This is a genomic window from Rhizomicrobium sp., from assembly GCF_056722145.1.
Map to the genome: position 1 here is coordinate 18161 of NZ_JBWZET010000142.1, position 10903 is coordinate 29063.

10 protein-coding genes are annotated in these 10903 nt (G+C 64.2%); 4 read left to right on the top strand and 6 right to left on the bottom strand.

Annotation, left to right across the window (positions count from 1 at the left end; genetic code table 11):
* Position 1: 1 nt before the first annotated feature.
* The 6 genes from AC1P6P_RS08020 to AC1P6P_RS08045 all read right to left on the bottom strand — a co-directional run bounded on the left by AC1P6P_RS08020 (position 2) and on the right by AC1P6P_RS08045 (position 6652).
* Positions 2–1486: an MFS transporter gene (locus AC1P6P_RS08020; RefSeq protein ID WP_481401915.1), complete on the bottom strand. Its 1485-nt coding sequence runs from the start codon at positions 1484–1486 to the stop codon at positions 2–4.
* 100 nt (positions 1487–1586) lie between these two features.
* Positions 1587–2474 (bottom strand): YihY/virulence factor BrkB family protein, encoded by an 888-nt coding sequence (locus AC1P6P_RS08025; RefSeq protein ID WP_481401916.1) that lies wholly within the window; start codon positions 2472–2474, stop codon positions 1587–1589.
* Between the two features lie 354 nt (positions 2475–2828).
* Positions 2829–3560, bottom strand: coding sequence for an SDR family oxidoreductase (locus AC1P6P_RS08030; RefSeq protein WP_481401917.1), 732 nt, complete (start codon positions 3558–3560; stop codon positions 2829–2831).
* Positions 3561–3621: 61 nt separating this feature from the next.
* Positions 3622–4920: a sodium:proton antiporter NhaD gene (gene nhaD, locus AC1P6P_RS08035; protein WP_481401918.1), complete on the bottom strand. Its 1299-nt coding sequence runs from the start codon at positions 4918–4920 to the stop codon at positions 3622–3624.
* A 48-nt stretch (positions 4921–4968) separates the two neighbouring features.
* Positions 4969–5721 (bottom strand): DODA-type extradiol aromatic ring-opening family dioxygenase, encoded by a 753-nt coding sequence (locus AC1P6P_RS08040; RefSeq protein ID WP_481401919.1) that lies wholly within the window; start codon positions 5719–5721, stop codon positions 4969–4971.
* 82 nt (positions 5722–5803) lie between these two features.
* Positions 5804–6652 (bottom strand): TolB family protein, encoded by an 849-nt coding sequence (locus tag AC1P6P_RS08045; RefSeq protein WP_481401920.1) that lies wholly within the window; start codon positions 6650–6652, stop codon positions 5804–5806.
* Between the two features lie 463 nt (positions 6653–7115).
* On the opposite strand from AC1P6P_RS08045, the gene AC1P6P_RS08050 reads away from it, so the two are divergent.
* From AC1P6P_RS08050 to AC1P6P_RS08065, 4 genes are all read left to right on the top strand, one after another.
* The gene (locus AC1P6P_RS08050) at positions 7116–7397 is read left to right on the top strand and encodes a FeoA family protein (RefSeq protein WP_481401921.1); all 282 of its coding nucleotides are present in this window, start codon (positions 7116–7118) and stop codon (positions 7395–7397) included.
* A 26-nt stretch (positions 7398–7423) separates the two neighbouring features.
* Positions 7424–9292 (top strand): ferrous iron transport protein B, encoded by a 1869-nt coding sequence (feoB, locus tag AC1P6P_RS08055; RefSeq protein WP_481401922.1) that lies wholly within the window; start codon positions 7424–7426, stop codon positions 9290–9292.
* Positions 9293–9454: 162 nt separating this feature from the next.
* The gene (locus AC1P6P_RS08060; protein WP_481401923.1) at positions 9455–10084 is read left to right on the top strand and encodes a PEP-CTERM sorting domain-containing protein; all 630 of its coding nucleotides are present in this window, start codon (positions 9455–9457) and stop codon (positions 10082–10084) included.
* 96 nt (positions 10085–10180) lie between these two features.
* The gene (locus tag AC1P6P_RS08065) at positions 10181–10651 is read left to right on the top strand and encodes a cupin domain-containing protein (RefSeq protein ID WP_481401924.1); all 471 of its coding nucleotides are present in this window, start codon (positions 10181–10183) and stop codon (positions 10649–10651) included.
* Positions 10652–10903: the final 252 nt, after the last annotated feature.

Consider the following 10903-nt stretch of genomic DNA (forward strand, 5'->3'; position numbering starts at 1 on the left):
CTTAGGCGTCCGCTTCCTTGGCCGCACGCTTGGCCGCCAGCTCGGCGGTGATCGTCGGCATTTTGGATTCGAGGCGATAGAACATCATGCCGATGCCGCAGGCGAGCGCGCCGAGCCCCGGCACCACCGCCATCAACAGACGGATGCCGTCCTGAGCGTGGGCGGTCTGCACCATGTTGGCCTGATAGCCGTAGACCGCGAGCAGGCTTGCCGCCAGCGTACCGCCGATTGCCCAGCCGAGCTTGTTCGACATGCCGGAGGCCGAGAAGATAAGCCCGGTCGCCCGCCGCCCCGTCTTCCATTCGGAATAATCGGCACTGTCGGCGAACATCGCCCACAATAGCGCCGCCGTCGGACCGGTGAAGACCGAATAGAGGATGTGGAAGAGGTAGAGCAGCTGCAGCTGGTCGGGGCGCACCCAAAAGGACGCGAACAGCGAAATCGCCCCCAGAGCCATGCAGCCGATGAACGCCTTTTTGCGGCCGGTGTAGCGCGTGACGTACTGAATGAGGAACGTCGCAATCAGGGCGATCAAGGTGCCGACGACGATGAACAGACCGGCGCCCATCTTGCCGCCGAGATGCACCTGCATGCCAAACGGACCGGCGAACGCCAAATCCTGCATGTAATACTTGAAGTAGAACAGGATCGCCGAACCGCGCACGGCGACGAAAAACACCTGCAGGATGCCGAGGGCGCACAGCATCAGCCACGGCACGTTGTGAAGGATGTCGACGAGGTCCTGCTTGGTCGACGTCTCCTGCTTGGGCGGGGGCACCACGCGTTCGCGCGTCGTCAGGAAGGTTCCCAGGAACATCACGGCGGCGACCGCGGCGAACAGGATAATCGTCAGCTCGTAGCCGACTGCATCATTGCCGCCGAAATACTTCACGTTCTGCCCGAACAGCAGCGACACCACCGCCCGCATCGGCGTGACGTTGTGGCCGTCGACCAGGATGGTGCCGCCGCCGAACAGGGTCACCAGCGGCATGGTCAGCAGCGCCACCACGAAGCCGGCGCCTTGCGCGAAGCTGAAGCGGAACGCCGACAACGACGTGCGCTGCTGCGGATCGGGCGAGATCACGCCCATCAAGGCGCCGTAGGGAATGTTGATCCCGGAATAGACCAGCATCATCAAGGTCAGCGTGACGTAGGCGTAGATCAGCTTGCCCGACGGCCCCAACGCCGGCGTGGTGAAGGTCAGCACGCTCATCACCCCGAACGGCACCGCCATCCACAACAGATAGGGACGGAATTTGCCCCAGCGTGTCTGGGTCCGGTCGGCGATCATGCCGACGATCACATCGGTCGCCATGTCCCAGATGCGGGTGACGAACAGCATCGTGGCAAGCGCCCCGGCTGCCAGTCCGAACACGTCGGTATAGAAGTTCATCTGATAGAAGATGAACATCATCCAGATCAGGTTGGAGGCGCCGTCGCCGAGGCCGTAACCGATCTTCTCGATCACTCCGATTTTCTTGGCCATGTCACTCCCCCTTGGCGCACGACAGCGCTTACCATTTTCCTCAGCCTATCCGCTCCGGCGCTCCGCCGCCACGCCCTAACCGCCGCAGGAAAGCCCTTTCCTAGGCCGCCCGGCTGAACTCGATTTCGTGCGCCGCTGCCTTGGCCGCCGGGCTGCCGTGCCGTTTCGACCACACCTTGGTGATTTCGGCTCCCAGGAGGAACACCTGCGCCGAGTAGTAAAGCCAGACCAGAATGGCCATCGCCCCGCCGGCCGACCCATAGCGGTGGCTGAGGGCGGTCTCGGCAATATAGAAGGCGATGGCGTATTCCCCGACCAGGATCAGAACCGCCGTGATCACCGCCCCGGCGAGGACGTCGCCCCATTCGAGCGGCCGGTTCGGCAAAATCCGATAGATCGCGGCGAACAGGAAGGTGATGAGGCTGGCGGACACCGCGGAGTTGAGAAGCCACACCGGCCCACCACCAATGCCGATCAGGCGTTCGAAATAGGACCCGAACGCACCGACCAGGGTGTTGATCATCAGCGATCCACACAACAGAAGTCCCAGTCCGCCGACCAGCGCCAGCGAAAAGAGATAGCTCTTCACCATGCCCCACCAAGAAAACGGCGGTGCCGGGGTTTTCCAGATGCAGTTGAGCGCCGACTGAACTTCCACAAAGACGCCGCCGGCGGTGAAAACCAGCACCCCGACACCCGCCAGCGTGCCGAGCAGCCCACCGCTGATATGGCCTGCCGCGGTGATGGCGGCCTGCAGCATGGCGGCCGTCTCGGGACCGATGACCCGGCGGATTTCATAAATGAGGTGGGTGTGCGCCGCCTTGGGACCGAGGAAAATGCCCGCCACCCAGGCGCCGATGTAGAGCACCGGCCCCATCGCGGTCATGGCATAGAAGCTGATGGCAGCGCCGCGGCTATGGGCGGAGTCTTCGAAGAACTCCTCCACGCCCTCCCGTACCAACGACCAGAAATCCCGAAGCCTGCTCACCGTCGCAAACCATCGCGCTGCCGGTTTTCCGAATGCCGCGCAGTCTTCGGAAAACCGCATCACCCTTTTCGGACTGCGCTCAAGGGCAACGCGTGATAGGACGAAAAGCTCCGCACACGTAATTATTCGTCGCTGAACTCGTCGAAGTCGGGCAGCAGGGCAATGATGCCGAACAGGCAGGCGATGACGCCGACAGCCAATGCAATCATGGCCGCAAGCATCCGCGCATCGCGGCAAAAAGGAAACGGCTTTGACGCGAATTTTTCGCGAAATCGTATGTGCCACGATCAAATGCCGGCCCACGCCCCTGCGTGAGCCGGCAAATTGATCGGTGCCTTTTTTATAAGCGGCGCTTCAGGTCAGCGATTCCGCCATCGTGCGCATCTGTATCTGGATGATGCGGGACAGCTTGGGCTGAGTGGCGGCGAACACGATGGCTTGCGCCACGTCCTCGGCTTCCAGCATCTCGGAGGCCGCGACGCCCGCTTCGGTGCGGCCCTTGCCGATCGCGAACTCGGTCTTGACGCCGCCCGGATTGATGGTGCCGACCTTGATGCCGTGGGGGCGCAATTCCTTATCGAGGCCCTGGGCGAAACCGACCTGGGCGAACTTGGTGGCGCAATAGGTCGCCTCGCCGGCAAAGCCATAGACGCCGGCCATCGAAGAGACGAGCAGGATCAGGCCGTCCTTCTGGCCGATCATCACCGGCGCGGTATGGCGGGTGATCAGCCAGCTCGTCTTCATGTTGCCGTCCATCATCTCGACGTAATCGGCAACTTCGGTGTCGACGAGGTTCTTGTAATTGCCGACGCCGGCATTGGCGACCAGGATGTCGATGCGCCCGAACGCCTTCATGGCGGCGGCGACGGCGGCCTTGGCGGTCGCTTCCTCGCGCATGTCACCGACCACGGCAACGGTCTTGACTCCCAGCTTGGCCGCTTCGGCCTTGATCGCTTCGAGGCGGTCGGCGCGACGCGCGGTGACGACAAGGTCAGCGCCTTCGGCCGCCAACGCCAGGGCTGCCGCGCGCCCGATACCGGCACTCGCACCTGTTACCAGCGCAACTTTTCCCGTCAGCTTGGCCATTGTCGACTCCCGTTTAATGGTAGCGCTCACATAAACCGTCCGCCTGAACCCGCGCAAGAGCTCACGGCCCGAACAGCGCCGCATTCAGCCACAGGTGGGCACCGATCGCCGCCGCGTACCCGAGCGCCACCGCCCAGGCCCACTTCAGATGCGCGCCGAAGGTGTAGGCGCCCGGTGCCGACCCCATCAGCGCCACGCCCGCCGCCGAGCCGATCGACAACAGCGAACCGCCGACACCGGCCGTCAAGGTCACCAGCAGCCATTGGCCGTGGTTCATTGCCGGGTCCATCAACAATACGCCATAGGTGAGCGGAATGTTGTCGACCACCGCCGACAGAATGCCGATGGCGACATTGGCACCGGTCGCACCGAGTTCGCGATAGAGCAGACTCGACAAGCCATGCAGGGTGCCGACCGCGGCAAGGCCGCCGACGCACAGCATGATGCCGTAAAAGAACAGCAGCGTGTCCCATTCGATCTTGGCGAAAATGGCGAAGATGTTGAACGGCTCGCGGCCGTCGTCGGGGCCGAGCACGCGCGCTTCCCAGCCGTGCAGGAAATAGCCGTAGAGATTGAGCAGGCCGAGACCGGTCATCATGCCGAGAAAAGGCGGCAGGTGCAGCAGATGATCGAGCGTCACCGTCATGGCGATAGTAACAAGGAACAGGCCGGCGATGATGAAGCCGCCCTTGCGCACCGCCACTCGCTCGCCCGCGCCGTTACTCTGGCTGCGGGGAAGAAAGAGGCTCATCAGCAGCGCCGGCACCAGCCAGTTGACAAGGGCGGGAAAGAACAGCGCAAAGAACTCGAAGAAGTCCACCTTGCCCTTTTGCCAGACCATCAAAGTGGTGATGTCGCCAAACGGCGAAAAGGCGCCGCCGGCATTGGCCGCGACCACGATCGACACCAGGGTGATGACGACCGCCTTTTTCTGGTGCCCGAGGGCGGCGAGCGCGACGGTTCCCATCACCAGCGCGGTGGTCAGATTGTCGGCGATCGGCGACAGCAGGAAGGCACCGGCGCCGGTCAGCCAGAACACCCCGCGCACGCCGACCTTCGCCGCGATCAGCCGGGCCTGCAAGGCATCGAACAGCCGCCGCTCCACCAGCGCGTTGACGAAACTCATCGCCGACAGCAGGAACAAGAGCAGCTCGGCATATTCGAGCACGACATGACGCAATTGCTCGGTCACCGCGGGTCCGCGTCCGTCGGCGGCAAACCCCATCGCCACCACGATCCAGATCACGCCCGCCGCCACCATCACCGGCTTCGACTTGCGCAAATGCAGCTTTTCCTCCGCGAACACGAAGGCATAGGCGATGCAGAACACGGCCAGCACGGCCGGTGCGGCGAAGCTCATGGAAGGCCCCGTGGACGGCGTCAGCCACAGGTAGCGCGGAACGCGCTCTCAATCAAACGCGTAGGCGTCGAGACGCAGCGAGCCGAAACTGGCGCTGGTGTGCAGGCGCCGGGTGCTGGTGCCGGCGCCATAGGCGACGAACAGCGGCAGGATGTGATCCTCGGACGGATGGGCGCGAGCCGCTTCCGGGGCGCGGGCGCGGTAGTTCATGAGATCGTCGTCGCGCCGCTCGCGAACAACGCGATCCATCCACTCGGAAAACCGCGCCGACCATTCCGGCTCGGCGCCGCCGTTCCAATCGAGAGTCCTCAGATTGTGCACGAAGCCGCCGCTCGCCAGGATCAGCACCTCATCGCGCCAGGACGCCAGCGCCCGGCCGACGGCCATGTGATGGGAAGGGCCAAGGCGCGGCTGGATCGAAAGCTGCACCACCGGAATGGCGGCCTCGGGATACATCAGCAGCAGCGGCACCCAGGCGCCGTGATCGCGTCCGCGGCGGTCGTCCAGCGATGCGGCAAAGCCGGCGACTTCCAGCTGTGATGCGATCTTTGCCGCCAACGCGGGATCGCCGGGCGCGTCATAGCTGAGATCGTAAAGTGACTTCGGGAAGCCGCGGAAATCGTGGAGGGTGGCGGTCGAAGCGGTGAGCGTTGGCTGGGCCGTTTCCCAATGCGCCGATACCGCCAAGATCGCCTTTGGCCGCGGCAGGCTGTGCCCGAGACCACGCAAAAAGTCGCGCGCGGGGCCGTCGTCAAACGGCAGCGTCGGAGCGCCATGGGAAACGAACAGGGCTGGAAACATCGCTGGCCTCCTTTGCCGTGAAGGTGGGCGTGACCAGCCCCGCAATCAACGGAAAAGATCGGCTCGCATCGTTTCCGATTTTTTACCGAAGCTTATAGCTGACAAAGGCAAATGCCGAGCCGTCGGGCGACCACGACGGTACGTTGATGGTGCCCTGGCCACCGAACAGCGTCGCGATCACCTGCGGCGTCCCGCCCCCCATCGGCATCAGCCGCAAGCTGACGTCCTTGTTTGCCGGATGGTCGTTCACGGCCACATCGGTGCCGAAACTGACATAAGCGAGCCATTTGCCGTCCGGCGAGGGATGCGGAAACCAGTCGCGACTGTCGTCTTCGAAGGTGAACTGCACCGGTGCGCTGCCATCGGCATTGATGCGCCACAGCTTCATGTTTCCCGACCGCGTCGAGTTGAAGAAGATAAAGCGGCCATCGGGCGAGTAGTCGGGGCCGTCGTCCATCCAATCGCCTTCGGTAAGGCGCCACTCCTCGCCGCCCGCCGCCGGACAAGCCCATAAATTCAGGATGCGATCGCCGCGCGCCGCGACATAGGCGAGGGTTTTTCCGTCCGGCGACCAGCCATGCCAATACGACGGCCCCTGCGGAATCACCGCCCGTGGTGCGCCGCCTTCTGACGGCACGATCCATAGCCGCGACAAGGCATCGGGCGCGCTCTTGTCGGAGACCACAATCCATTTGCCGTCGGGCGACAGGCCGTGATCGTTGTTGAGCTGGTTCAGCGGACCGGTGTCGATCCTGGTCGGCACGCCGCCGTTGACCGGCAAGCGATAGAGCAGGCCTTCGCTATTGAAGATCAGATGCGCGCCGCTTCGCGACCAGTTCGGCGCTTCGATATGATTGTCGGTGCGGTAAATGACGCGCCGCTTGCCGCTGGCGATTTCCATCACCTCCAACGTGCATTCCACCGCAACCATACCCGCCTCCGTTCGACTCGCTTGGCTCACCAGACGGCGGAAATCCGCGGCTTGCAAGTCGGCGCTTGCACCCAACAGGCGAAAGGCGCACACCGCGCTGAGAAGCGCCGCCTGGCTTTACCGCGGGCGGTTTTCTTGTACCGAACGCCCTGGCCGGTCGGTTTGCACTTCGTCACCCGCATGTGACGAAAAAGGTACTGCTGACAAACGCACCACCTGCGGCGACCGCGCTGGCGGCGAACACACCATCCCACCCCGGCGGGAGGCTCTAGCGTGTTGCCATTCCAGCGCTTTTGGTTGTGCTGCTTGCGGCAATTACGGACTGACGTTCGTACGGGAGCCATTATTAAATGAATTCCAATCCGCACCCGCACAACCGCTGCGGCAGGGTGGAACTTGACTCCTTGTCCACGTTCTGGCATCAATGCTATTGAGAATGGGTCGCAACTAGACGGGTCCCGAAATGCTTCGCGAAAGTCCGCCGGTCACTTCGCAGCGCACGCCGCTTGGGCGTGGGCGTCCGGGCTTCCGCGGCCGCATCGATGCCATTGATGCCGGCACCAACGCCAGCGGCCTGACGCCGGACGAACTCGAGCGCCGCTTGATCGAACTCGGCTTCGTCGAGGGTGCCTCGGTGGAGATCCTGCACGAAGGCGCCATCGGCCGTGACCCCATCGCCGTGCGCGTGGATAGCGCGACCGTTGCGCTGCGCCGCCGCGAAGCCATGGCCATCCTGGTCATCTGATTTACCCTGGAGGGGATTTTCCGCCGATGAACGCGATCACCGACGCCGGGATCATTCGTTGTGCCCTCGTCGGTACGCCCAACAGCGGCAAGACGGCCCTGTTCAACGCCTTGACCGGCAGCCGCCAGAAGGTCGCCAATTATCCCGGCGTCACGGTGGAACGTAAAGCCGGCGTCGTGCACACCCCATCGGGCATATGCTATTCCGTCCTCGATCTGCCCGGCACCTATTCCTTGCGCGCCCGCAGCCCGGACGAGGAAATCACGCGCGACGTCGTGCTTGGCAAGCTTGCCACCGAAACGCCGCCCGAATTCCTTATCTGCGTCGCCGATTCCACCAATTTGCGCCTCGCCTTGCGCCTGGTGCTCGAGTTGAAGCGCGTCGGCCGGCCGATGATGCTGGTCCTCAACATGATGGACATCGCCAAGCGGCGCGGCATCGAGATCGACGTCAACCGGCTGTCCGAGGTGCTCGGCATCCCGGTGATGACCGCGATTTCGGTGCGCAAAGGCGGCGTCGACACAGTGCTCAACCAGCTCGACGGGCTGGTGCTGGCGGCCAATCGCGCTTGCGCCTGGAGCCCGCCCTCGGCCACCGAACTGCGGACCGATCAGCGCGAGGCCGACGCCATCATCCGCTCGGTGGTGAAACTGCCGACGCGTCCCGACACCCTGACCACCCGCCTCGATGCGGTGCTGCTGCATCCCATCGCCGGACTGATCTGCCTGTTCGTGATCCTGTTCGTGATGTTCCAGGCGGTGTTCACCTGGGCCCAGCCGGCGATGGATTTGATCGACTCCGGCTTCGGCTGGCTCGGCGAACACGCCAAGGCCGGACTGCCGCCGGGGCTGCTACAGAGCTTCATCACCGACGGCGTCATCGGCGGCGTCGGCAGCGTTCTCGTGTTCCTGCCCCAGATCGTGATCCTGTTCCTGTTCATCCTGCTGTTGGAAGACCTCGGTTACATGGCCCGGGCCGCCTTCCTGATGGACAAGATCATGGGCGGCGCCGGCCTGCACGGGCGCGCCTTCATTCCGCTGCTGTCGAGCTTTGCCTGCGCCATTCCCGGCATCATGTCGACGCGGGTGATCGACAACAAACGCGACCGTCTCACCACCATTCTGGTGGCGCCGTTGATGACCTGCTCGGCGCGCATCCCGGTCTACACCCTGATCATCGCCGCCTTCATTCCCAACACCAACGTCTGGGGCTTCCTGTCGCTGCAGGGCCTCGTCATGTTCGGGCTCTATGCCCTGGGCATCGTGTCGGCGCTGGGCGTCTCCGCGCTCGCCAAGCTGTTCTTCTGGCGCCGCGAGATGAGCCCGCCGTTCATGCTCGAAATGCCGGACTACAAGCTGCCCAATCCGAAGAGCGTGGCGCTCGGCCTTCTCACCCGCGCCAAGGCATTCCTCTACCGCGCCGGAACCACCATCTTCGCGATGACGGTGATGATCTGGTTCCTGGCCACCTTCCCGGCCGCGCCTGCAGGCGCCACCGGCCCGGCCATTGACTACAGCTTCGCCGCCATGATCGGCCGCGCCATCGCGCCGGTCCTCGCCCCGATCGGTTTCAACTGGCAGATTTCCATTGCCCTGATCCCCGGCATGGCGGCGCGTGAAGTGGCGGTCGCAGCCCTCGGCACGGTCTATTCGATCTCGGGCGGCGCCGCGGAAAGCCAGATCGGCAGCCTGCTGGCGTCGCAATGGAGCCTGGCGACCGCGCTCGCCTTCCTCGCCTGGTACATCTTCGCGCCGCAATGCGCTTCGACCCTGGCGGTGATCAAGCGTGAGACCGGCAGCTGGAAGTGGATGTGGATCACCTTCGGCTACATGCTGGGGCTGGCTTATCTGGCGGCGTTCGCCACGTTCCACATCGCCCGCGCGCTTGGCGCCTGAAACGGCTCGATCCTGTAAACACCGCTTACAATTGAGTTGGGAACGGCCTCAGCGGCATTGTTCCAAACCATTGAACTTGCACAGCGTCGTCATTTGGCGCGCGAGTTGCACAGCTGTGCCCACGAGGCTGATCAAAAGCCGATCATTCGAGGGAAGCTGATCATGCGTGCACTGAAATATGCTCTTGTCGCTGCGGCCCTGCTGGCGGCGCCGGCAGCGGCCACCACCATCACCTTCGACACCGCTCCGCCGGGACCCGGTTTCACCGGACCGATTCATGAGAACGGGTTCGTCTACCAGAAAACCGACGGCTCGCTGTTCGTCAACCTGATCGGCAATCCGGGGCGCGACGTCGAAGCCCAATCCGGTACGCCGGGAGGCGCCTTTGTCATCTACCGTCAGGGCGGCGGCACCTTCCAGTTCAGCAGCATCGATTTCGCCGCTTTCGAACCGGGCTCGCCGCAAGACCAGGCGCTGAGCCTTGTCGGCATCGCCAAGGACGGCAGCTACGTGCAGGAGTACTACACGCTGAACACCACCAACGTGGACAGCCCGACCTACGACAACTGGACCACCGAATGGGCGACCGCGGGCGGCCTCGCCGGCCTCGAGCTGAAATCACTGGCCGTGGTGCTGTTCTCGATCACCAGCGAAATTCCCTGCTACGGTGCGGTCGACAATCTCAACCTCACGCCGTCCGCCAGCAACGATCCGGTGCCTGAGCCCGCCACGCTGGCGCTGTTCGCCACCGGCCTGATCGGCTTCGGCTGGCGCCGCCGCGCCAAGGCCTGAACGGAAGACCACCAAGCCCCGCCGTCACCGACGGGGTTTGATGCCGTCTCGCCGCCGGTGCACACTGGCCCTCGCAAATCGCATCGGGGGCTGGGCATGTCAGGCAACGGACTCATCGGGGGGCTCGTCCTCGGCGCCATGATCGCGGGCGCCGGCGCCGCACCGGCTGACCATTACAGCCTCGCCGACCTCACCAAAGCGGCCGGCGCGCTGAAGGCCAAAGCGGCGGCGACCGGCTCGGCCAGCGACACGCTGGCGACCTATGCCAACCACCACACCATGCTCGCCTATCGTACCCGCGACGGCGGCGCCGAGGTGCACGCCCGCTATGCCGACGTCTTCTACATCGTGCGCGGCCGGGCGACGCTGCTGACCGAAGGCACGGTGGAGGCCAGCCACGAGGAAAGCCCAGGCGAAATCCGCGGCAGCGCCGTGACCGGCGGCAAAGCGACGGCGCTGAACGCGGGCGATGTGGTCCACATCCGCGCCGGCACCCCGCACCAGCTCCTGATCGCCAAGGGCGAGGAATTGCTCTACTTCGTCGTCAAGGTCAAAGAACGCGACTAAGCCCAGGATGCGCCACAAGCGGCCCTGCACGCGCAGCTCCGCTTTTGGTGGGTTTCCCCGGGAAGTTAGGCGCGCTGGCACTCGTCCCATTCAAGCGACGGGCGAACAGTCACAGTCCGCTTCCTCCCCAGACCGCACGAACAAGGCACACGTCTTCGCCAGCCTTGTCCGCAGCGCACACGCACGCATGCGGGTCCTGTATATCGTCGTGCTTGCGGGGGCGGGGCTCAGCTACGGCCCATCTCCCGCGAT

Excerpts from the sequence above, each read along its gene's own strand:
- AC1P6P_RS08020 (WP_481401915.1), bottom strand. The coding sequence starts at position 1,486 with ATGGCCAAGAAAATCGGAGTGATCGAGAAGATCGGTTACGGCCTCGGC.
- AC1P6P_RS08050 (WP_481401921.1), top strand. The coding sequence starts at position 7,116 with ATGCTTCGCGAAAGTCCGCCGGTCACTTCGCAGCGCACGCCGCTTGGG.
- AC1P6P_RS08045 (WP_481401920.1), bottom strand. The coding sequence starts at position 6,652 with ATGGTTGCGGTGGAATGCACGTTGGAGGTGATGGAAATCGCCAGCGGC.
- AC1P6P_RS08040 (WP_481401919.1), bottom strand. The coding sequence starts at position 5,721 with ATGTTTCCAGCCCTGTTCGTTTCCCATGGCGCTCCGACGCTGCCGTTT.
- AC1P6P_RS08065 (WP_481401924.1), top strand. The coding sequence starts at position 10,181 with ATGTCAGGCAACGGACTCATCGGGGGGCTCGTCCTCGGCGCCATGATC.
- AC1P6P_RS08030 (WP_481401917.1), bottom strand. The coding sequence starts at position 3,560 with ATGGCCAAGCTGACGGGAAAAGTTGCGCTGGTAACAGGTGCGAGTGCC.
- AC1P6P_RS08060 (WP_481401923.1), top strand. The coding sequence starts at position 9,455 with ATGCGTGCACTGAAATATGCTCTTGTCGCTGCGGCCCTGCTGGCGGCG.
- nhaD (WP_481401918.1), bottom strand. The coding sequence starts at position 4,920 with ATGAGCTTCGCCGCACCGGCCGTGCTGGCCGTGTTCTGCATCGCCTAT.
- feoB (WP_481401922.1), top strand. The coding sequence starts at position 7,424 with ATGAACGCGATCACCGACGCCGGGATCATTCGTTGTGCCCTCGTCGGT.